This is a genomic window from Mangrovimonas sp. CR14 (assembly GCF_011764015.1).
GTDB lineage: Bacteria > Bacteroidota > Bacteroidia > Flavobacteriales > Flavobacteriaceae > Mangrovimonas > Mangrovimonas futianensis.
Window position 1 is genome coordinate 203,276 of sequence record NZ_JAAFZY010000001.1, and the last position, 21,740, is coordinate 225,015.

At 36.8% G+C, this 21,740-nt stretch carries 19 protein-coding genes; 11 read left to right on the forward strand and 8 right to left on the reverse strand.

The window, feature by feature from the left end:
• The first annotated feature begins 7 nt into the window (after window positions 1–7).
• From mgtE to GZ212_RS00830, 7 genes are all read left to right on the forward strand, one after another.
• Window positions 8–1,381, forward strand: a complete 1,374-nt coding sequence (mgtE, locus tag GZ212_RS00800) for a magnesium transporter (protein WP_206080357.1) — start codon at window positions 8–10, stop codon at window positions 1,379–1,381.
• Window positions 1,382–1,411: 30 nt separating this feature from the next.
• Window positions 1,412–2,356, forward strand: coding sequence for a 2-hydroxyacid dehydrogenase (locus GZ212_RS00805; protein WP_166956341.1), 945 nt, complete (start codon window positions 1,412–1,414; stop codon window positions 2,354–2,356).
• A gap of 159 nt (window positions 2,357–2,515) precedes the next feature.
• A complete protein-coding gene (locus GZ212_RS00810; protein ID WP_166956343.1) occupies window positions 2,516–4,213 on the forward strand; it encodes a tetratricopeptide repeat protein in 1,698 nt (565 codons plus the stop codon).
• Window positions 4,214–4,396: 183 nt separating this feature from the next.
• On the forward strand, window positions 4,397–4,909 hold the full coding sequence (locus tag GZ212_RS00815; RefSeq protein WP_166956346.1) for a hypothetical protein: 513 nt from the start codon (window positions 4,397–4,399) through the stop codon (window positions 4,907–4,909).
• Between the two features lie 134 nt (window positions 4,910–5,043).
• Window positions 5,044–5,502 (forward strand): DUF1801 domain-containing protein, encoded by a 459-nt coding sequence (locus GZ212_RS00820; RefSeq protein WP_166956349.1) that lies wholly within the window; start codon window positions 5,044–5,046, stop codon window positions 5,500–5,502.
• Window positions 5,499–5,885, forward strand: a complete 387-nt coding sequence (locus GZ212_RS00825) for a VOC family protein (RefSeq protein ID WP_166956352.1) — start codon at window positions 5,499–5,501, stop codon at window positions 5,883–5,885. Before GZ212_RS00820 ends, GZ212_RS00825 begins: the two co-directional genes overlap by 4 nt.
• 52 nt (window positions 5,886–5,937) lie before the next feature.
• On the forward strand, window positions 5,938–6,357 hold the full coding sequence (locus GZ212_RS00830; RefSeq protein ID WP_053970592.1) for an NINE protein: 420 nt from the start codon (window positions 5,938–5,940) through the stop codon (window positions 6,355–6,357).
• Between the two features lie 5 nt (window positions 6,358–6,362).
• Here the strand turns inward: GZ212_RS00830 and GZ212_RS00835 are convergent, their stop codons facing one another.
• The 4 genes from GZ212_RS00835 to GZ212_RS00850 are packed head-to-tail and all read right to left on the reverse strand — an operon-like array spanning window position 6,363 to window position 10,958.
• Window positions 6,363–7,385, reverse strand: coding sequence for a carboxypeptidase-like regulatory domain-containing protein (locus GZ212_RS00835; RefSeq protein ID WP_166956355.1), 1,023 nt, complete (start codon window positions 7,383–7,385; stop codon window positions 6,363–6,365).
• Window positions 7,372–9,204 carry a lysophospholipid acyltransferase family protein gene (locus tag GZ212_RS00840; RefSeq protein WP_166956358.1) on the reverse strand — a complete coding sequence of 611 codons (1,833 nt, stop codon included), beginning with the start codon at window positions 9,202–9,204 and terminating at the stop codon, window positions 7,372–7,374. Before GZ212_RS00840 ends, GZ212_RS00835 begins: the two co-directional genes overlap by 14 nt.
• Window positions 9,205–9,226: 22 nt before the next feature.
• A complete protein-coding gene (locus tag GZ212_RS00845; RefSeq protein WP_166956361.1) occupies window positions 9,227–10,477 on the reverse strand; it encodes an aspartate kinase in 1,251 nt (416 codons plus the stop codon).
• Between the two features lies 1 nt (window position 10,478).
• The gene (locus tag GZ212_RS00850; RefSeq protein WP_166956364.1) at window positions 10,479–10,958 is read right to left on the reverse strand and encodes a GNAT family N-acetyltransferase; all 480 of its coding nucleotides are present in this window, start codon (window positions 10,956–10,958) and stop codon (window positions 10,479–10,481) included.
• A gap of 120 nt (window positions 10,959–11,078) precedes the next feature.
• Between GZ212_RS00850 and fbp the strand changes: the two genes are divergently transcribed.
• Window positions 11,079–12,086: a class 1 fructose-bisphosphatase gene (gene fbp, locus GZ212_RS00855; RefSeq protein ID WP_053970597.1), complete on the forward strand. Its 1,008-nt coding sequence runs from the start codon at window positions 11,079–11,081 to the stop codon at window positions 12,084–12,086.
• Window positions 12,087–12,137: 51 nt separating this feature from the next.
• Here fbp and GZ212_RS00860 read toward each other — a convergent pair whose 3' ends face one another.
• Complete coding sequence (locus GZ212_RS00860; RefSeq protein ID WP_166956367.1) at window positions 12,138–12,569, reverse strand: TerB family tellurite resistance protein; 432 nt, start codon at window positions 12,567–12,569, stop codon at window positions 12,138–12,140.
• Window positions 12,570–12,670: 101 nt separating this feature from the next.
• Between GZ212_RS00860 and mfd the strand changes: the two genes are divergently transcribed.
• On the forward strand, window positions 12,671–16,039 hold the full coding sequence (gene mfd / locus GZ212_RS00865) for a transcription-repair coupling factor (protein WP_166956370.1): 3,369 nt from the start codon (window positions 12,671–12,673) through the stop codon (window positions 16,037–16,039).
• 24 nt (window positions 16,040–16,063) lie between these two features.
• Window positions 16,064–17,374, forward strand: coding sequence for a TlpA disulfide reductase family protein (locus GZ212_RS00870; RefSeq protein WP_166956373.1), 1,311 nt, complete (start codon window positions 16,064–16,066; stop codon window positions 17,372–17,374).
• On the opposite strand, the gene GZ212_RS00875 is transcribed toward GZ212_RS00870, so the two are convergent.
• The 3 genes from GZ212_RS00875 to GZ212_RS00885 form a co-directional block, all read right to left on the reverse strand.
• Window positions 17,371–17,730 (reverse strand): YraN family protein, encoded by a 360-nt coding sequence (locus GZ212_RS00875; protein ID WP_166956376.1) that lies wholly within the window; start codon window positions 17,728–17,730, stop codon window positions 17,371–17,373. The genes GZ212_RS00870 and GZ212_RS00875 overlap by 4 nt on opposite strands.
• Before the next feature lie 81 nt (window positions 17,731–17,811).
• On the reverse strand, window positions 17,812–18,432 hold the full coding sequence (locus GZ212_RS00880) for a hypothetical protein (protein WP_166956379.1): 621 nt from the start codon (window positions 18,430–18,432) through the stop codon (window positions 17,812–17,814).
• Between the two features lie 153 nt (window positions 18,433–18,585).
• Window positions 18,586–19,605: an LD-carboxypeptidase gene (locus GZ212_RS00885; protein WP_166956382.1), complete on the reverse strand. Its 1,020-nt coding sequence runs from the start codon at window positions 19,603–19,605 to the stop codon at window positions 18,586–18,588.
• Window positions 19,606–19,612: 7 nt separating this feature from the next.
• Between GZ212_RS00885 and metG the strand changes: the two genes are divergently transcribed.
• Window positions 19,613–21,739 carry a methionine--tRNA ligase gene (metG, locus tag GZ212_RS00890; protein ID WP_166956385.1) on the forward strand — a complete coding sequence of 709 codons (2,127 nt, stop codon included), beginning with the start codon at window positions 19,613–19,615 and terminating at the stop codon, window positions 21,737–21,739.
• Window position 21,740 lies beyond the last annotated feature (1 nt).

Consider the following 21,740-nt stretch of genomic DNA (forward strand, 5'->3'; position numbering starts at 1 on the left):
TTGCTATTTGTCTGAAGAATTAGAACATATCCAATTTGAATTAACTGACGAACTTCTTGAAAAAGTAGAACTCCTAATCGAACAAAAAAGTGATAAGGAGTTAAAAATTTTTTTAGATGATTTTCACTATGCGGATATTGCCGAAATTCTGGATGAATTAGACCAAGAAGACGCTGTCTACATCATTAAGCTTTTGGATTCTGAAACTACTTCAGATGTCTTAATGGAAATGGATGAGGACAACCGGGAAAAAGTCCTCGAGAATTTATCTGCCAAAGAGATTGCCAATGAAATCTTAGAGTTAGATACCGATGATGCTGCCGATATCATTGCTGAATTACCCGAAGAGCGACGTCATGCCGTTATTTCAAATATTGACGATGAAGACCACCGGGCAGAAATCAAAGAGCTATTGGCTTATGACGAGGATACTGCAGGGGGATTAATGGCTAAGGAGCTGGTTAAAGTATATGAAACATGGACCGTAGCTGGTTGTTTACGCAGAATAAGAGGACAAGCAAAAGATGTTACCCGCGTTCATTCCATTTATGTAGTGACCAAAAAGGAAAAGCTGATTGGCCGATTATCTCTTAAAGATCTTATTGTAGCCAAAAGTGATCAAAAAATATCGGACATCTACATTTCTAGTGTAGATTATGTGAATGTAGAAGAAAATGTAGAAGAAGTAGCCAAAATTATGGCTAAATATGACTTGGAGGCCATCCCAGTAGTGGATGATGAAAAAACATTGTTGGGTAGAATTACCATTGATGACATTGTTGACGTATTAAGAGAAGAAGCTGATAAAGACTACCAATTGGCTGCTGGTATTACCAATGACGTTGAAGCGGATGATAGCATTTTTGAACTCACACGTGCCCGTCTCCCCTGGCTATTAATTGGGATGTTTGGAGGCTTGGGGGCGGCTACCATCATCACAGGTTTTCAAACCGTCATGGAAAAATATGTGATATTACTTTCTTTTGTTCCTTTAATTCAGGCAACAGCTGGAAATGTAGGGGTACAATCTTCTGCCATTGTGGTACAAGGTTTAGCCAATGACTCCATAAAAGGTGAAATTTTGACTCGTTTATTCAAGGAGTTTTTACTGGGTTTAGTTAATGGTCTTGCCATTGCATTGGTCGTGCTACCTGTGAGTCATTTTCTTTTTGAAACCCCTTATTTAGTTTCTGCAACCATCTGTATTGCCCTAGTTACTGTCATTGTCATTGCCGCTTTAATAGGAACCTTTATTCCTATATTTTTAGATAAAAAAGGTGTAGATCCAGCTGTAGCAACAGGTCCCTTTATTACAACCAGCAATGATATTTTTGGGATTTTGATTTATTTTTTGATTGCCAAGGTCATTCTCGGATTTTAGTATTTTATCCAAACAAAATTTCTTTTCGAAATGAAAATTCTGCATTTAGACACAAACCACCCTTTGTTAATCGACCAATTGAATGATTTAGGGTTCCAAAACGATGAAGATTATACCTCTGCCAAAATAGATATTGAAAGGAAAATTCATCTCTACGATGGTATCATCATTCGAAGTCGATTTACCATTGACCAAACCTTTCTAAACGCGGCAATCAATCTAAAATTTATTGGACGTGTCGGTGCCGGATTGGAAAATATTGATTGTGACTACGCACAAGAAAAAGGAGTTTATCTCATATCTGCCCCAGAGGGTAATAGAAATGCTGTGGGAGAACAAGCCCTAGGTATGCTGTTATCGCTTTTCAATCATTTAAATAAGGCTGATAGTGAGGTGAGGTCTGGACTTTGGTTGAGAGAAGCAAACCGAGGGGTCGAATTAGATGGTAAAAAAGTTGGAATTATCGGGTATGGAAACATGGGTAAGGCTTTTGCAAAGAAACTAAAAGGCTTTGACGTTGAAGTACTTTGTTTTGATATCAAGGAAGGCGTTGATGATGAAAATGCCAGACAGGTTTCTCTTTCAGAATTTACTGAAAAAGTAGACGTGATCAGTTTACACACTCCTCAAACGCCGCTTACGCTGAAGATGATTGATAAAACATTTATAGACTCTATTAAAAAACCGTTTTGGTTTATTAATACAGCAAGAGGTAAAAGTGTTATCACCGAAGATTTAGTAGAAGGTTTAAAATCTGGAAAGATACTTGGTGCGGGATTGGATGTCCTAGAATACGAAAAAGCTTCCTTCGAATCTCTTTTTGAAACCGAAATGCCCATTGCTTTTCAATATTTAATTCAGGCAAAAAATGTTCTTTTAACCCCACATATAGCAGGATGGACTATAGAGAGCAAAGAAAAACTTGCCCAAACTATCGTAGATAAAATCAGAGCCAAATTCATAATGAAAAACTAGATAACTTCTAGTTCCACCATTCAATATTCAGACAACCAATAAATTAAAAACAGTTTATTTGTAGCTATCTTCTTATATTTACAATAAGCTTCATCAAAATTTTGGTTGACTTTGAGACTAAGAATGGTTCTTTTATGGTTTTTCCTTCCCTTTCAATTTATGTTTTCACAGAATGAAAACTTAAGTAGCGAAGAGGCGTTAATACAGTTCCAGAAACTTCAATCTGAAATCAACTTAGAATTTCCAGAAGATGATATTAAAACTTACCAAAGAAAGTCCTTTTCAGAAAATCAACTTCAATCTTATCTGTCAAAACACTTTCAATGTCTTGACCTTTTACCTCATATCAAAGGAAATTACGCCTTAAAATTAGACACCTATTTACACTCAGGGAATTGGTTTTACAATATTGGTTTCTCTCAACAAACCATTAATTCCTATCAAAAATTCTTTAAAAAATATAAGGAATTTGAATCCCATTTGACTTCCTCAGAAAAGGAAAAATATATTGAAATGCGCAACTATGCCTATTCTGTCCTAGCAGAAAGCTACGCCAAACTCAACAAGCTTGATAGTGCAAAAATAACACACCTTCAAAACATAGAATTTTCAAAAACCTTGAAAGGTATTTATTATCCATCTGCGCTTAACAATTATGGCTTATACTTTTATTGGGACAAAAAAGATTTGTCAAATGCTTTAATTTATTTCAATAAAGCATTTGAAATTACCCAAGATTCGTTCCCCAAGCATACCTTAATTGGAAGTATTAGGGATAATATCGCCGATATTTATACAGATCAAGGCCTCGTGGTTAAAGCACTCCCCTTATACCAATCCAACTTCTCTTTTTATCAGAAAACTCCTAATGAAAAAACACAAAAAATAGACCTACCCAGATTGATAAGTGCGGGGGCGCAATTGGTTCGTTCCCATCTTAAGTTGAACCAAATTGAGCAGGCGGAACAGGCATTTCTACAATTAGGAGAATTAGCCAAGAAAAACGAATTGAATTTGAGTGATAGCTCGAAGTTAGAAATTCTAAAAACAGAAGAATTATTATTTCTATCACAAAATAAAATAAAAGAGGCCTATGCCACCTCAAAGAATGTATGGAGTCTTTCTGATAGTATTTTGACAGCATCCAAACGAGCAGATACCAAATGGAGGAATGAACTAAACAATGTCACCTTAGATAGGGTGGCCTTAAACTTCAAAATTGAGAGATTACAAAAAGAAAACAGACTAAAAAACCAAAGGTTGAAATGGTGGATCATCACACTAATTCTTTCTATAGGAATCATTCTACTTACTTCCCTAATTCTAAGGAGAAGACAATATGTAATTAATGCAAAAAACAAACAGCTTTTAGCTGAAAAGACTCTGGAAAACACCTCTCTGAAAGTTCAAAAACTAAATTCCGAAATCAAATCTAAGGAGCGTGATTTAACAGATTTTGCTCTCAATTTATCCCAAAACCAAGAATGGGCAGAACTATTAGCTCAGAAAATTGAAACCTTAAAACAATCGCCAACAAAAGAACGAAGTATCTTAATAGATGAATTGGAAAATGAGGTTAAGAATAAAATAACCTTTGATAGTAACACCAAGGATTTCTTTGAAAGACTGGATAAATTAAGTGATTCGTTTTACAGCAAATTGACTAAAAGATTTCCAAACCTTAGTAAAACTGAAATTAGACTTTGCTCCCTCATTAGACTAAAAATTGATAGCCGAAGCATTGCTTCCCTTCAGAATATAACCTTAGCTTCCCTAAACACGAGTAGGTATAGGCTGCGTAAAAAACTACATCTGCCTGAAGATGTTGACCTAGATCAATTCATTCAAAGTATGTAACTTTTTAAGTGTCATAAACATTTTTGTCTATTGTTTGTCTATTGGTCGTTCATCACATGTCTATCTCATATACAGTGTTTTACAAAAACCTCTTTGTAATTTAGTATCGTTGTCAAAAACAATACTCTCTCCCTAAATAGTACTATTACCAGCAAGCCTTTTTGTTAACTAAAAACCTCTATTATGAAACATTTAATCTTTGGTTTAATAGTATTAGGAATGACCAACCTAGTAATTGCCCAGAATGAAATAGCCATGGTGTCTAACACTTTAGACCGTGGTCCTTCAAAAATGAATTATGCAAAGAAAACAGCTTTTGAGAAAACCTTTGAAAATAAGAAATTACCAGTCGTCGTAGAAAAAATGCACTCCATGGTTGCTGCATTTGATATCAAAAGTTTAGACATTTACACACCTCATGAAACAGCAAATTACAACGTGAAATTTGATGAAGGGAATTATATGATTGAAGCCAACTATAATGATTCAGGCACCTTGATTTCAAGTAAAGAAGAGTTCAAAAATATTCCGCTTCCTTTTTCTGTAAGTCAAAATATTTCCAAAAACCATCCAGGTTGGGTCATCAATGCCACCACTTGTAAAATAATCTATGAAAATTCAGAAATTACAAAACTTACCTATAAGGTCACCCTCAAAAAAGGGGATGAAGAAAAAACAATACAAATTAATAGCTAGCTAACCAACCAAATTTTTATACCAGGTGGTTTCCATGTTTAGGAAGCCACCTTTTTTTTATTCATTTGGAATCCCATTCTATTTATCCGTTAGAATTCTTATTTTTAATCTGACAGTAAATTTAGTTTTCAACCATGAAATATAGTGCAGTAACTCCCGAGGAATACATTTCTCAAGTTCCAATAGAACGCCAGGATACCTTAAAAAAGTTAAGAGCTACCATATCGGAGCATTTGCCTTCTGGGTTTGAGGAAGGCATTCAATACAACATGATAGGATACTATGTGCCGCATGACTTATACCCTGGCGGATATCATTGCAACCCTAAAGAACCATTGCCGTTTATGAGCTTTGCTTCCCAAAAGAATTCCATCAATTTATACCATAGTGGAATCTATGCTGTACCCGAATTAAATCAATGGTTTGTAAAAGAATACTCCAAACATTGCAAGACTAAATTGGACATGGGAAAAAGCTGCATTCGATTTAAGAAGCTAGATGATATTCCCTTTAAACTTATAGGTGACTTATGCACCAAGTTAACCCCACAACAGTGGATAGACATTTATGAAACCAATCTAAAAAGAAAATGAAAAAACGCGTAACAGGAATCGGTGGTATGTTTTTTAAAACGAAAGACCCTAAAGCAACAAAAGAATGGTACCGAAAACATTTAGGCTTCAACACAGATGATTATGGTTGTACTTTCTGGTGGAAGGACAAAGAAGGAAAAGAGTGCTCCACCCAATGGAGTCCATTTGCGGAGGATACATCCTATTACCAACCCTCTAAAAAGGATTTTATGTTTAACTACCGAGTGGAAAACCTTAAGGAATTATTGGAAACTTTAAAGGACGAAGGCGTTACCATTGTTGGTGAAATGGAAGAATATGACTACGGCAAATTTGGATGGATTATGGACAATGATGGAAATAAAATAGAGCTATGGGAGCCAATTGACCAAGCCTTTAAATAAGCAACAGAGTTTTTATTTATCTTTATAGAACCAACCTCAAAAGAGTTAAATAATGGATAATAAAAAAGATTTAAGAGACGAATTGGATGATCTGATAGGCGACTTTAAAGAAGGGGCTAAAAAAGCCTCTGACAAAGCCGACGAATTCTCTAAAGATGCCAAGGAAAAAGCAAAAGACTTTGCACATGCAGCAGATGAAGCTTTTGATCGAGCCACTGGAAACAACAAAAAGGTACTCGCCGGAATCTTGGCTATCTTATTGGGAGGGTTTGGCGCACATAAATTTGTATTAGGTTACGTAAAAGAAGGCATCATCCTTTTGATGATCACCTTGGTGATTTCCATTATGAGCTTTGGTTTTCTAAGTTTTTTGGTTTGGATTTTTACCTTAATAGAAGGAATAATTTATCTAACAAAAAGTGACGAAGAGTTTTATATGACCTATCAAGTGGGAAAAAGACCTTGGTTTTAGACTTATTATTTATCGGCTTCAAAATTTAAGGGAAGGCTATCCCCTATTCTTTGATTTGCAAAATATCCGGTAAACATGACCGCGTCTGCGGGCATATGGTTTCCAAATTCATCCACGTAAAAAATATCCTCTTTAGTGGTTATGGATGATTGGTTGTTAAAATTATTGTTGTAAACAATCAGAAGCGGTTGTTTAAAAATCTTTATTTCCTTGATATTCGTTTTATCAGTATCAGAAACTGCAAAAACGCCCGTTTGAGCGATTTCTGTTTTTTTATAGAAAATTCTGAAACCTTCCTCATGAAGCTTCCCTTTTACCAAGGACCTCATGAAATGTAATGAGGAACCAAAATAGACCTCTTTTCTTCGGTTTATAATTTTCTTGGAACCATCCCAGTTTTCATCCGTTTGATAATAGGATGTCCCAGCGTAAAAAACTGAAATAGGAAATACCTGCCCGAAGGTATCATTTTTCTCATACTGAATGTTGAAATCCTGAAGATCATAAGATATCCTATATTTCAATCTTTTGTTCTCGATAATCAATGGTTCTTTGGAGGATGCCACTAACTGGTTACTTTTTCCAAGGTATCTGAGTATTAAAGCATCTTCATTCTTAATTTCACAGGAAAGAGCATTTTCACTGTTTCCCAAAAAATACCTTTTAAAAGCCTGAAGCTTTTGCTTTCTTGTCCAACCATCATTAAAACTGAGATTGACTTCGTTCAAGGAAGCGACATTTTCAGTTAATTGAATTTTTAAAATAGAGCCTGGCTTGTATTCTTCCATGACTACCTTTTCGTAACCAATAAAAGAAATGATCAAGGCTGATCTTACCGATTCATCTATATTCAAGGAGAACTCTCCCTTTTCATTAGTAGTAGTGCCTATTGTAGTATTATCAAAATATACACTAGCACCTTCTAAGGGCTCACCGGTTTCTGAATCAAAAACAACTCCTTTGATATCCTGAGAAAAACCTACAAGATGTAAAAAAAAGAAAAGAAGAAATAGTTTATTGATTCTCATTTTGTTCAGATAACTTGCGTTCCAATTCTTCCTGAAACTCTTCCATAACTGGTCTAACCGTACTTTCTGGCAAGTCAGCAATTTTGATATACATCAATCCGTCAACGGAATTGTTAAATAGTGGATCAACATTAAAGGCCACCAACTTGGCATTTTGCTTGATATACTTTTTAAGAAGCACAGGCAACCTAAGTGCTCCAGGCTCAACCTCATCAATAATTTTATCAAACTTATTTAAATCGGCCTCAGTTTCATCAAAAACAAAGTCCTTATCCTCATCCTTTAACCTCACCTTAAACTCTTTCTTTGGTCTCACAAATTGTGCCAAATAAGGATCATAATAATGGGACTTCATAAACTCAATCATCAATGATTTTGAGAAATTGGAGAATTGATTACTAATACTTACACCACCGATGAGGAATTTATGCTCTGGGAAGCGTAAAGTAGTATGAACAATCCCCTTCCAAAGCAAAAACAATGGCATGGGTTTTTGCTGGTATTCCTTAATAATAAATGCCCTTCCCATTTCTATGGATTCGCTCATCATCTTATATAGCTCTGGCTCAAACCTGAACAGGTCTTGAAGGTAAAAACCATTAATCCCATACTCTGCATAAATTTTTGACCCCAATCCCATACGGTAAGCCCCGGCAATCAATTTAGCATCTGAATCCCATAAGAACATATGGTGATAATAGTCGTCAAACTTATCCAAATCAATCGATTCATTGGTCCCTTCTCCTACTTCCCTAAAAGTTATTTCCCTCAGCCTTCCTATTTCACGTAAAATGTTAGGTATATTTTTGGCTGGTGCTAAGAAGACTTCATAATTTTTACTTTGAAGCAAACGCAGGTCTAATTCCCTTAACTCTTCAACCTCTTTATCCATTACCTCTGGATCTATGGGAGTGGCAATCCTTTTTGGAGGCTTGGGTAGTTTAAGTGTGGATGAAAAATTGGACAAGAACCTTCCTTTTTCATCAAAAGAGTTAGCCAAAATATAAGTCTTCCTCCTGATAAATTCAGTAAATGAGTCTAATGTTTGATGCTCCTTTTGATCTGTAACAGAAATAGGCCTACCTATCCTAACCTTAATAACCCGTCGTTTTTGGGTTAACAATTCCGAGGGCAATTTGGCTGTCCTTAGTGTATCACTAATCTTGGAAAGCTTATAAAAAAGTTTACTATTCTTGGCGTGAAAATAAATAGGCACGACTGGAACCTCTGCCTTTTGAATCAACTTCATGGCAGACTCTTCCCATGGTTTATCGACCATTAATTTACCGTCTCTATAGGTAGAAACTTCTCCTGCAGGAAATATTCCAAGCGGATGTCCCTCCCTCAGATGATTTAGTGCTTGCTTAATACCAGAAACACTGGATTTGGCATCCTTTCGTTCCTCAAAAGGATTCACTGGCATTATAAAAGGTTTCAAAGGCTCAATACGATGCAAAAGGAAATTGGCAATGATCCTAAAATCGGTTCTTTGAGTCAACATCAATTTTAAAAGCAAAATACCATCAACACCTCCCAAAGGGTGATTGGAAACCGTGATGTATGCGCCATCCTTGGGTAATCGTTTTAAGTCCTCTTCTGGAATTTCAAATTTTACTTGAAATTCATCAATAATTTTATCCAAAAATTCCAAGGAATCCAGATGTGCATTCCTTTTGTAAATTTTATTTAAGGTAGATATTTTTAAGACCTTCATGAGCGTCCATCCAAAAAATGTACCTACAAAACCATAGTTGTCAATTTGTATAGCTTTCGCCACTTCTTTTGCGGATACCAATCCTGAATTAAGTTGTTTGCTCATAACAACAAAAATAGTAAAATGTTTATTTAGTAACTATTTGCACGGTTTCTGGCGTTAACTGCTTTAAAAGCACTTCTTTACCATTCTCCAATTGATTTATCGCAGCATCATTATAATGCCTAATGGTGTATAAAGACACCCCTTCATGGTAGTTTACCTTGAACTTTGACTTCAGTTCCTTTAATAACGTTTCAAGACTGTTATAAAGATCATCCACACACACCGAAAAACTAATGGCAGAGTTTTGAATCACATCCACCTTCATTTTCTTGTGATGCAACAACTTAAAAATGTCACTGATATTTTCCTCAACAATATAGGAGAAATCTAAGGAAGATAGAGAAATTAACACCAAATTTTTCTTGACAATAAAGCAAGGAACATGGGGCTCAATCCCTTGTCCTTTTTGTACTACGGTCCCTTTATTTTTGGGATTCATAAAGGATTTTACAAAAAGTGGGATTTCTTTTCTTTGCAGCGGTTGTAACGTTTTTGGGTGAATTACCGAAGCCCCATAAAAAGCTAATTCTATCGCTTCCCGGTAAGAAATACTCTGTAACAACTTGGCGTTCTCAAAATACCGTGGATCTGCATTCAACACACCCTCCACATCTTTCCAAATAGTCACACTACTAGCATTGAGACAATAAGCAAAAATAGCAGCAGTATAGTCACTTCCTTCTCGTCCTAAAGTAGTTGTGAAATTATTGGCATCACTCCCCAAAAATCCTTGGGTAATATTGAGTACATTTTTCTTTAAACCCATGGAAATATTAGCCTGGGTAACGTCCCAATTCACTTTGGCATATCTGTAAAAATTATCTGTCTTGATAAACTCTCTAACATCTACCCAAGTATTTCTCAACCCAATCTCATTCAAGTATTCACTTATTATAGTAGTTGAAATTAATTCCCCAAAACTCACTGCTTGATCATACACAAAATTGTAATCTGGAGATTTATTTCTTCCAAAGAAATCGGTTAATTCTTGAAATAATTGAGCTACCTTTTTATAAACAGTATGCTGTTCATTTTCAAACAAGTCTAAAAGAATACTGTTATGGTATTTCTTCACCTCCTGAATGGAACTTTGCAATGTCTTTTTACTATGAAAATAATTTTTGACCACTTCTTCCAAAGCATTAGTGGTCTTCCCCATCGCAGACACAACAACCAAAGTGTTTTTGTAACCTACTTCCTGTAAAACTCGGACCATGTTTTTGACCCCTTCAGCATCCTTTACAGAGGCCCCTCCAAATTTAAAAACTTGCATACTACAACTTGGCTAGATAATTTTTTATTCCGTTTTGATCTAGGTGAACCACATCCCAATCACGCTTTACATCGGCACCTTTACTTTGATAAAAGGAAATGGCAGGCTCATTCCAATCCAACACTTCCCAACTAATCCTTTTTACTCCTAATTCATTTCCATATTGCACCACTTTATCCAATAACTGCGTTCCTATACCATGTCCTCTCATTGATTCTTCTACAATTAAATCTTCTAAATGAAGTACTTCACCCTTCCAAGTGGAATATCTTGTATAAGTCAATGCAATTCCTACAATCCGTTGGTCCTTTTCAGCCACAAAGCATTGAAATTTTGGTTTCGGGCCAAAACCATCATATTCCAAATCACTAACGGTAATTTCCACCGCATCGGGTTCTTTTTCAAAAACAGCCAACTCTTTGATGCGTTCCAAAATTTGAGACATATCATTTTTTTCAGCCTTTCTGATGTGAATCTTCATAAATTCTCCTTTATTTTCAAAGATAATCCAAACTTAACCATTTAATCAGATTTTCTTACCACGAAAACGATGTAGTTGGATAAAAAACCACGATATTTGTTCTAAACTTAATTCATCTTCATGTCAGTAAAGAATCAAACTCTCGGTGAGTTTATTATTGAGAACCAAGCATCCTTCAAATATAGTTCTGGAGAACTTTCAAGATTAATCAATTCCATTAGACTTGCAGCCAAAGTTGTAAATCACGAAGTCAACAAGGCTGGCTTGGTGGATATCATTGGGAGTTCAGGTGAGAACAATATTCAGGGTGAGGATCAACAAAAATTGGATGTTTATGCCAATAATAAATTCATCCACACCCTAACAAACAGAAATATTGTATGCGGTATTGCCAGCGAGGAAGAAGATGATTTTGTTTCCATCAACAGTCAAGATGAAAACCATCAAAACAAATACGTGGTATTGATAGATCCTTTGGATGGCTCTTCTAATATTGACGTTAATGTCTCTGTGGGAACCATCTTTTCAGTATACCGAAGAGTTACCCCCATTGGCACACCAGTGACCATAGAAGATTTTCTACAAAAAGGAGATCAACAAGTAGCCGCAGGTTATGTCGTTTATGGGACATCAACCATGTTGGTTTACACTACAGGTGACGGGGTTAATGGTTTCACTCTGAACCCTGCTATAGGTACTTTCTACTTATCACATCCCAACATGCAATTCCCAGAAGATGGAAAAATCTATTCAGTCAATGAAGGGAACTACATCCATTTTCCACAAGGTGTGAAAGATTACATTAAATATTGCCAAATGGAAGAAGGTGACCGCCCCTATACCAGTAGATATATTGGATCTTTGGTTTCTGATTTTCATCGCAATATGATCAAAGGAGGTATTTATATGTACCCCAAAAGCTCTACCAGTTCCAATGGAAAATTGAGACTGCTTTACGAATGCAATCCCATGGCCTTTTTAGCAGAGCAAGCAAATGGTAAAGCTAGTAATGGTACCCAACGCATCATGGATATTAAACCCACTGAATTGCACCAACGGGTTCCTTTTTTCTGCGGAAGTAAAAACATGGTCTCTAAAGTCGAAGAATTTATTAAAAAATACGAATAAAAAAAGCGAGCTAAAAGCTCGCTTTTTTTATAATGATATTAGATAAGTTTCTTATCTGTTCATATGTTTTATCTCTTCAATAAACGTGTCCAAATCAACCTCAAGGTGTACCAGCTTTAAAGCTTTGTCAGTAATATACTGAGCATTTTCAGGATGAAAACCAAGACCTACACATAATTTCTCTAACATACTTACTTGATCTTCTCCTTCAATATGATCTGCCCAAACCATTCGTGCTAAATCATATAAACGTTCTAAACGATCGTCATAAGCAAGTGGCGGGTTAATAGGATGTGTTTGGTAATCCTTTAAAATTTGCGTGTAATCGGCTTCACTAATATGAAGGTTATGAGCTAATCTATCAAGAAACTTCTTCTCTGCATCATTAATAACACCATCGCTCATAGCAATTCTTACAATGGCAGCAAAGTGGTCTTGATTTCTTTTTCTAAAACCGAAATCAAATAAATCTGAAATAGACATCGTGTACTAATTTTTTAAAGTCGTGCAAATATACTACTCTTAATAGTTTTTTAAACACAAACTCTACAACAAAATTTTATCTTTGCATCAAATAAATTGCTTTGAGCCACAATACCCTCTCGCAAATCTTTACACAGACTTCGCAAACGCAAAATCTGCAAGCTGCTATTTCCCAAACCCAAGGAAAAACGCATCTGAAAGGTCTGGTAGGATCTTCGCTATCACTAGTTTTAGCCGAAACCTTTAAAAATGCTGAAAAACCGTTTCTTCTTATTTTCAATGATAAAGAAGAAGCTGCTTTTCACTTGAATGATTTGGAAATTCTGCTGAATGACAAAGACGTTCTTTTTTACCCTGGAAGTTATCGCAGACCCTATCAAATTGAAGAAACAGACAACGCCAATGTACTGCTAAGGGCCGAGGTTTTAAACAGGATCAATTCCAGAAAGAAACCTGCCATAATTATAACCTATCCCGATGCTTTATTTGAGAAAGTAGTGACTAGAAGGGAGTTGGAGAAAAACACTCTAAAAGTAGCTATAGGCGAACAATTATCCATTGATTTTATCAACGAGGTTCTATTTGAGTACAAATTCAAAAGAGTTGATTTTGTGACAGAACCAGGGGAATTTTCCGTAAGAGGTGGAATCGTAGATGTCTTTTCATTTTCAAATGACGAACCCTACCGTATTGAGTTCTTTGGAGATGAGGTAGATAGTATTAGAACCTTTGATGTGGAGACTCAGTTGTCAACAAATCAAATTAAAAAAATCAATATCATTCCTAATGTGGCCAATAAATTCATGGAAGAAACCAGGCAAAGCTTCCTCGAATATATGGCTCAAAAAACGGTGGTTTTCCTCAATAATGCCGACCTTCTTTTTTCAAGAACCGATGCTCTTTTTGAAAAAGCCAAGGAAGCCTTTGATAAACTTTCCAAGGACATCAAACATGCCCAACCAGAGGAATTATTTTGTCATTCCAAATTACTGAAACAGCAATTATTAGATTTTAATTTGGTTGAATTTGGAACATCATCTTTGTTTTCAAACCAAGCAGACCCTATTCTATTCAACACGTCACCACAACCCTCCTTTAACAAACAATTTGATTTGTTGATTGAGAATTTGGATGAATACCATCAAAAAGGGTACACCAATTATATTGCCTGCGTCAGTGAGCAACAGGCCAAACGATTTCATGATATTTTTGATGACATCAGTGCCCAAAACAACCAAGAGATAGAGCAAAACATTCATTACAAAACCATTGTACTCTCTCTATACCAGGGATTTATAGATCATGACAATAAGATAACCTGCTACACAGACCACCAAATCTTCGAGAGGTATCATAAATTCCACATCAAAAATGGCTATGCAAAAAAGCAAGCCATTACATTAAAGGAATTAACCAATCTGGAAATTGGCGATTATGTTACCCATATTGACCACGGAATTGGACGCTTTGGAGGGCTTCAAAAAATTGATGTAGAGGGTAATAAACAAGAAGCCATCAAATTAATTTACGGGGAACGGGATGTTTTATATTTGAGTATCCACTCTCTTCACAAGATTACCAAATTTAATGGCAAGGATGGGAAGCCTCCTAAAATCTATAAATTAGGTAGTGCTGCTTGGAAAAATCTTAAACAAAAAACTAAAACGAGGGTAAAAGAAGTTGCTTTTAACCTGATAAAATTATACGCTAAACGAAAGCTTAAAAAAGGACACCAATACAATCCAGATAGCTACATGCAACATGAGCTAGAGGCCTCGTTCCTTTATGAGGATACCCCAGACCAAAGTAAAGCCACCGCCGATATTAAAATGGACATGGAAAGCGAAAGACCTATGGACCGTTTGGTATGTGGTGACGTAGGATTTGGAAAAACAGAAGTAGCAATCCGAGCTGCGTTTAAGGCTGTGGATAATGGCAAACAAGTAGCCGTTTTGGTTCCCACAACCATCTTGGCCTACCAACATTACAGAACATTTAAGGAACGCTTGAAAGACTTCCCGGTTACGGTAGATTATGTAAACAGGTTTAGAACAGCTAAAGAAAAACGAACCACCCTAGAAAAGTTAGAAAGTGGTGAAGTAGATATCATTATCGGCACCCATCAACTGGCCAACAAAACCGTAAAGTTTAAAAATCTTGGTTTGCTGATTGTGGATGAAGAACAAAAATTTGGAGTCGCAGTCAAGGAAAAATTAAGAACCTTAAAGGAGAACATTGATGTGCTAACCTTAACCGCAACCCCTATTCCAAGAACCCTTCAATTTAGCTTGATGGCCGCTAGGGATTTATCGGTAATTACTACACCTCCACCAAATAGATACCCCATTGAAAGCCACGTTGTCAGGTTTAATGAAGAAACCATAAGGGATGCTGTTAGTTATGAAATTGAACGTGGTGGGCAAGTGTTTTTTATTCACAACCGTATTGAAAATATCAAGGAAGTGGCAGGCCTCATCCAAAGATTGGTTCCTGATGCCAAAGTAGGTGTTGGACACGGGCAAATGGATGGTAAAAAATTGGAAAGCCTCATGCTTGCCTTTATGAATGGTGAATTTGACGTTTTAGTCAGTACCACCATCGTAGAAAGTGGTCTGGATGTGCCTAATGCCAATACCATATTTATTAATAACGCCAACAATTTTGGACTAAGTGACCTGCATCAAATGAGAGGTCGCGTGGGACGAAGCAATAAAAAAGCGTTCTGTTATTTCATCACACCAGATTATTCGGTGATGACCGAAGACGCCCGAAAACGAATCACAGCCTTGGCACAATTCACTGAATTGGGAAGCGGTTTCAACATCGCAATGAAAGATTTGGAAATACGTGGTGCTGGAGATTTGCTAGGTGGTGAGCAAAGTGGTTTTATAAATGAAATTGGTTTTGATACCTATCAAAAAATATTGAACGAAGCCATTGAAGAGTTAAAAGACAACGAATTCAAAGACCTCTATCAAGACGACAAAAAACCAAAACAATATGTAAAGGAAGTCACTATTGATAGTGATTTTGAACTGTTGTTCCCAGATGACTATGTCAATAACATTACCGAGAGGTTAAACCTTTACACCAAACTCAATGAGATTAAAACAGATGATGAGTTAGAAAAATTTGAAACGGAAATCATTGATAGATTTGGCGATATGCCGACCTCCGTTTCTGATTTGTTTGACAGCGTGCGTTTAAAATGGTTAGCTGCCAAATTGGGACTGGAAAAAGTAATCATGAAAAATGGAAAACTTGTAGGTTACTTCATCAATGACCAAAAAAGCGGCTTTTATCAAAGTGAAGGATTTACCAAACTATTACAATTTGTGCAAACCCATCCAAGAGCCTGTAAAATGAAAGAAAAACAAACAAGAACCGGATTGCGATTGTTATTGACTTTTGAAAATATCAAGAGCGTCAAACAAGGGCTTTCAGTATTAAAACCCATCTTGGCTCAATAATTGAATCAACTTAAAAAAAGACTTATGAGACCATTAACATACCTCTGCTTATTGCTTCCGTTTTTCATGCTTGGACAACATACGATTTCTGGTAGTTTTTCCCCAGCTGAAGAATTCTCGTATGTTTTGTTGTACCGAGCCACCCCAAGTAAAACTGATTATATTGGTCAAGCCAAGTTATCAGATGACGGTGCTTTCTCTATAGAACTGGATGTCAACCAACCTCCAGGCATCTATAAAATTGTCTACGCCATTCCGCAGGAAGAGAACAACTTTAACTTAATCTACAATGGAAAAGAGGATATCGTAGTCCATTACGATCTAGAAGAAGGCTTGACCGTTTCACAGTCTCAGAACAACATTCTTTGGCTTGATTACATGTCTCATATGATGGCTATTAACCAGCATATCGGCGCTCTGTATTCAAAAGAACCTGTAGATAAAAAAGCCCTTGAAGAGGTATTTGAGGAGCAAAGAAATATTCAAGAAACATTTGAAAATAAATCTAATGGGTTATTGGTGGAAGCTTTTATCAAGGGGAATAAAATGTATGTCCCAAAAACATATGAGCCCATTTCAGAATATGGAACGCATCTAAAGGCAGAATATCTAAACCATATTGATTTTGAAAATCCGTTGATTCAAAGTTCCGATTTCCTGTTGGACCGTCTTATGGCCTATGTTTTGGAAATGACCCCAGAAAATCCCGATGCCTACAAAAAGGCTATTGACGAAGTAGTTGGAAAAGTTGGGAGCCATCAAGAGGTCAAAAAAATCATATTAGAAATGCTCTGGCAAAGTATGACAGAAAAAAGTCAAGATGACGTAGCCAACTATATTTCAGACCAATATTTGATGGCAATCGCCAAACAGGAAAAAGACACTTACCTTCTAAAAATGTTGTCTGCCTATAAAAATACCAGTGTTGGTAAAGTTGCCAAAGATTTTAATATTTCCTACGGATTAAATGGTGAATCAGTAACAACCACGCTACATGATTTATCGGGCTACGATTCCTATTTATTAATATTTTGGAGCAGTGGCTGCGGGCATTGTTTGGCCGAGTTACCACAGGTAAAAGCCTTTATGGAAAGCCATCCCAAGGTGGGAGTGGTGGCCTTTGGTCTGGAAGAAGGCTATGCTGATTGGAAAAGTGAAATCAAAAATTATCCGCACTTTTTCCATGCCATTGGTTTAGGACGATGGGAAAATCCTACTGCCATAGAATATGGCATCAGTTCAACCCCTACTTATTTTGTATTGGATCAAGATAAAAAGGTACTTTTCAAACCTTATGATTTGGAGGCTGTAAAATCATATTTCAAAGAAGATTAAAAATGATAAAAAGCATCCTTTAAATGTTCCAAGTCAAAGGTTGATCCTTGCTTGACTATAGCAATGATATCAAACCTTACTTCGACATCCAACCCATTTTCGGAAACATATTCATCAACCGCTTTTACAAGGTTTTTAATTTGTTTGGGTTTGACAAAATCTTGGGGATTTCCAAAATCGGTAGTCGATCTCGATTTCACCTCAACAATAGCCAGAACATTCTCCTTTCTGGCAATAATATCCACCTCTGCTCGATCAAAACGGTAGTTGCGTTCTACAATAGAATAACCCTTCCCTAGCAGATAATCTACGGCGAGTTGCTCTCCCCTTTTTCCTAGTTCGTTATGTTTTGCCATCACCAACAAATTACCATTTTTCCTGAAAACAAAAAAGGTACATGAAATCATGCACCTTTTCTTATTTTTAGGTTCAATAGATTAAGTTGGAATTTGCCCACCGTTATCTCCGTTGTCACCATCATCCTCGCCATCATCATCTGATTCACAATCAGACAAGTTGAACTCCTCATACATGGCCCAACTGTTCCCGTCAAACTGGTCTCCCAGTGCCCAAGCAGTTTCCCCACCGGCAGGACCTTCAACCTCAGCATGGGCAGCAAAACAGTAGGTATCTCCCACTTCAGAAATCGGGATGATATAAACCACTTCGGTTGACGTTTGTGAGGTAGGCTCAGTAAATTCAAATTGACCAATCTGCGGATTTCCTGCGCCATTTAAAGGCACCCAATCTGATTCACAAATACCTATACTTAAATGGGTCGTTCCGATGGTCCAATCCTCGTTAGTCGTATAAGTAATGATCAGTTGGTCACCATCAACATCAATAGTCACCGAACCAGCAACATGGGTTTGACCAGCAATCAGGTGTGTAATAAAACAATGTTCTCCATCGTTCTCAGGCTCATCAAAAGGAGTTGTTTCCACCTTTTTGGGTTTCTTCTGGGAACCTCCAATGTTCTCATCACCTAGGGACTCATTGGAACAACCAAGGACTAGGCTTAAAGACATAGCAGTTAACATCAAAGTAATTTTTTTCATGGTAGTAGATTTTTGGGTTGTAAGCCTAAGGTACACAACCCAATAGATGTCATGAAAATTTTTTCGATGAACCGTACTAATTATAACGTTTAGTGTAGGATTTTTCTTTTATAAATCGTTAAAATACAATGTTTTAGAAACTTCAACTAACTTTCATTCACTTTTAAAGTTTAAGGTAGATCCGTTTTTGCTCACTGTAAGTTCAACTGTTCTTCCCAAGATAAGCGCCCTATTATCATCTTCGTGGCCCGAAGGCATATTAAAGGCAATAGGGAAATCATAATCGGATAAAGCATCCAAAATTAATTGTTCTATTGAGGTTCCCCAAACGGTCGTATTCTTTTTTAATTTGGTCATATCTCCTACAACCACACCCACACAGTGATCAAAATATCCAGCGCGTTTGAGACTTTGAAGCATTCGATCAATATGGTACTTATACTCGCCTATTTCTTCAATAAAAAGAATTTTTCCTGAAGTATCAATACTTGTTGTAGAACCCAACATAGTATGAAGCATGGTTAAATTACCTCCTACCAAAGGAGCCATGACCACACCCTCCTGATTGTATTGGGAAGCATCCAAATGATAACTTAATGACTCCCCAAACAAAGCTTTCTTGAAGGTTTCAATGGTTTGATCCAAATCTGTCTTGTCTCCTGTGAGACTGGTACACATCATAGCGTGAATACTTTCTACACCCAAATTATGTATAGCATTGTGGAGGGCGGTAATATCACTATAACCGATAAGCCATTTAGGATGGGCCTTAAACTTAGAAAAGTTTAATTTATCCAAAATCCTTACAGTGCCATATCCACCTCTGGCACACCAGATAGCACTTATGGATGGATCATCCAAAACTTTCTGTAAATCTTCACAGCGTTCATCATCGGTACCAGCAAAATGATTGGCTTGGCTAAAAACATGTTTACCAACCACAGCATGAAGTCCCCAACTTTGAAGTAGCTTCTTGGCTCTATTTATCTCAGCTTCCCGGTTTTTTAATATTCCTGATGGGGCCACAATAGCAACGGTGTCCCCTACTTTTAAATATGGTGGTTTTATCAAGGTTTGTGTTTTTAAGTTTGTTGTACTTTGTGCCTTAACTTTAGGGATTCCAAAAGAAAATACCACACAAAACACACTTAAGATTAGGGCTTTTTTTGACATATGGTAAATGTACATTTTTTTTCTAAATCCCTCTCAAAATGCGTACTTTTGCTCTTCTTTAAAACGATTGAATATGTCAAAACGATATACCATTACAGCAGCTTTACCATACACCAACGGACCCATTCATATTGGGCATTTAGCCGGTGTATATGTGCCTGCTGATATTTATGCAAGATACCAACGTATGGTAGGTAATGATGTTGCTTTTATTTGTGGAAGTGATGAGCATGGAGTTCCTATCACCATCAAAGCAAAGAAGGAAGGTGTCACGCCTCAAGATGTGGTAGATAAATACAATGCAATCATCAAAAAATCTTTTGAAGACTTTGGTATTTCTTTTGACAACTATTCACGTACTTCAGCACAAATCCATCACGAAACGGCACAAGAATTCTTTAAAACCTTATATGATAAAAATGAATTTATTGAAGAGGTTACTGAACAGTTATATGATGAAGAGGCGCAACAGTTTTTGGCAGACCGATTTGTGATAGGAACCTGTCCTAAGTGTGGAAATGAAGAAAGCTATGGAGACCAATGTGAGAAATGCGGAACCAGTCACAACGCCACAGATTTAATCAATCCGAAATCGGCCATTACAGGGAACACCCCTATTTTGAAAGAAACCAAACACTGGTTTTTACCACTAGATCGCCATGAAGCATTTTTAAAAGAGTGGATTTTAAAAGGTCATCAAAAAGATTGGAAGCCCAACGTTTATGGCCAAGTAAAATCATGGATCGACGACGGTTTACGTCCGCGTGCCGTGACTAGAGATTTGGATTGGGGAATCCCAGTTCCTGTCGAAGGGGGCGAAGGAAAAGTACTTTATGTTTGGTTTGATGCTCCTATAGGATACATTTCATCCACCAAAGAATGGGCCCAAAGGGAAGGAAAAGACTGGGAGCCTTACTGGAAAGACAAAGACACCAAATTGGTTCATTTTATTGGTAAAGACAATATTGTTTTTCACTGCATTATTTTCCCAAGTATGTTGAAAGCCGAAGGAAGTTATATTCTTCCCGACAATGTACCAGCCAATGAGTTTTTAAATCTAGAAGGGAATAAATTATCTACTTCTAAAAACTGGGCTGTTTGGTTACCTGAATATCTAGAGGAGTTCCCAGACAAACAGGATGTTTTGAGGTATGCCTTAACCGCCAATGCACCAGAAACTAAAGACAATGATTTTACCTGGAAAGATTTCCAAGCAAGAAACAATAACGAATTGGTAGCCATATTTGGAAATTTCATCAATCGTGTGGTAGTCTTAACCAACAAATATTACCAAGGTGTGGTACCAACACCCGCACATTTAACTTCCATTGATGAGGAAACTTTAGCTGCTGTTAAAGCCTACCCAGCAGTTATTGCTAGCTCCATTGAACGCTACCGTTTCAGAGAAGCAAGTCAAGAATTGATGAATTTGGCCCGTCTTGGAAACAAATACTTGGCAGATGAAGAGCCCTGGAAAAAAATCAAAGAAGATGAAGAACGTACCAAAACGATCATGTTTGTAGCACTTCAAATTGCATCTGCTTTGGCTGTAGTTAGCGAACCCTTCTTACCTTTTACCTCTGATAAATTAAAGAAAATATTAAAGGTGGAAACGGGTGACGTTCAAACCTTATGGGATGAGATCGTTAACAAAGACATTTTAATTCCTGCTGGACATCAAATTGGAGAAGCAGAATTGCTTTTTGGAAAAATTGAGGATGCCGAAATCCAAAAACAGTTAGACAAATTGGAAGCCACAAAGAAAGCTAACGAGGCTGCTAATAAAACAGTAGAACCTCAAAAGGAAGAGATCACTTTTGATGATTTCACCAAATTGGATTTACGCGTTGGAACCATCCTTGAAGCAGAAAAAATGCCTAAGGCGAAAAAGTTATTGGTTTTAAAAGTAGATACTGGGATTGATTTGAGAACCATTGTTTCGGGAATAGCCGAAAGTTTCACTGCTGAAGAAGTGGTTGGAAAAAAAGTGACTGTATTAGTTAATTTAGCACCACGTGCCTTAAGAGGCGTTGAAAGTCAAGGAATGATTTTAATGACCGAAAATGCTGAAGGGAAATTGGTATTTGTCAACCCAGATATGGATCAAGTAGAAAATGGATTGCAGATCAGTTAAA

What these genes read in the sequence shown, in the direction of transcription:
- GZ212_RS00840 (WP_166956358.1), bottom strand. Translation starts at nt 9,204, where the DNA reads ATGAGCAAACAACTTAATTCAGGATTGGTATCCGCAAAAGAAGTGGCG.
- GZ212_RS00825 (WP_166956352.1), top strand. Translation starts at nt 5,499, where the DNA reads ATGAAAAAACGCGTAACAGGAATCGGTGGTATGTTTTTTAAAACGAAA.
- GZ212_RS00850 (WP_166956364.1), bottom strand. Translation starts at nt 10,958, where the DNA reads ATGAAGATTCACATCAGAAAGGCTGAAAAAAATGATATGTCTCAAATT.
- GZ212_RS00815 (WP_166956346.1), top strand. Translation starts at nt 4,397, where the DNA reads ATGAAACATTTAATCTTTGGTTTAATAGTATTAGGAATGACCAACCTA.
- GZ212_RS00820 (WP_166956349.1), top strand. Translation starts at nt 5,044, where the DNA reads ATGAAATATAGTGCAGTAACTCCCGAGGAATACATTTCTCAAGTTCCA.
- GZ212_RS00870 (WP_166956373.1), top strand. Translation starts at nt 16,064, where the DNA reads ATGAGACCATTAACATACCTCTGCTTATTGCTTCCGTTTTTCATGCTT.
- GZ212_RS00810 (WP_166956343.1), top strand. Translation starts at nt 2,516, where the DNA reads ATGTTTTCACAGAATGAAAACTTAAGTAGCGAAGAGGCGTTAATACAG.
- GZ212_RS00835 (WP_166956355.1), bottom strand. Translation starts at nt 7,385, where the DNA reads ATGAGAATCAATAAACTATTTCTTCTTTTCTTTTTTTTACATCTTGTA.
- GZ212_RS00805 (WP_166956341.1), top strand. Translation starts at nt 1,412, where the DNA reads ATGAAAATTCTGCATTTAGACACAAACCACCCTTTGTTAATCGACCAA.
- GZ212_RS00860 (WP_166956367.1), bottom strand. Translation starts at nt 12,569, where the DNA reads ATGTCTATTTCAGATTTATTTGATTTCGGTTTTAGAAAAAGAAATCAA.
- metG (WP_166956385.1), top strand. Translation starts at nt 19,613, where the DNA reads ATGTACATTTTTTTTCTAAATCCCTCTCAAAATGCGTACTTTTGCTCT.
- GZ212_RS00885 (WP_166956382.1), bottom strand. Translation starts at nt 19,605, where the DNA reads ATGTCAAAAAAAGCCCTAATCTTAAGTGTGTTTTGTGTGGTATTTTCT.
- GZ212_RS00875 (WP_166956376.1), bottom strand. Translation starts at nt 17,730, where the DNA reads ATGGCAAAACATAACGAACTAGGAAAAAGGGGAGAGCAACTCGCCGTA.
- GZ212_RS00830 (WP_053970592.1), top strand. Translation starts at nt 5,938, where the DNA reads ATGGATAATAAAAAAGATTTAAGAGACGAATTGGATGATCTGATAGGC.
- GZ212_RS00845 (WP_166956361.1), bottom strand. Translation starts at nt 10,477, where the DNA reads ATGCAAGTTTTTAAATTTGGAGGGGCCTCTGTAAAGGATGCTGAAGGG.
- GZ212_RS00880 (WP_166956379.1), bottom strand. Translation starts at nt 18,432, where the DNA reads ATGAAAAAAATTACTTTGATGTTAACTGCTATGTCTTTAAGCCTAGTC.
- fbp (WP_053970597.1), top strand. Translation starts at nt 11,079, where the DNA reads ATGTCAGTAAAGAATCAAACTCTCGGTGAGTTTATTATTGAGAACCAA.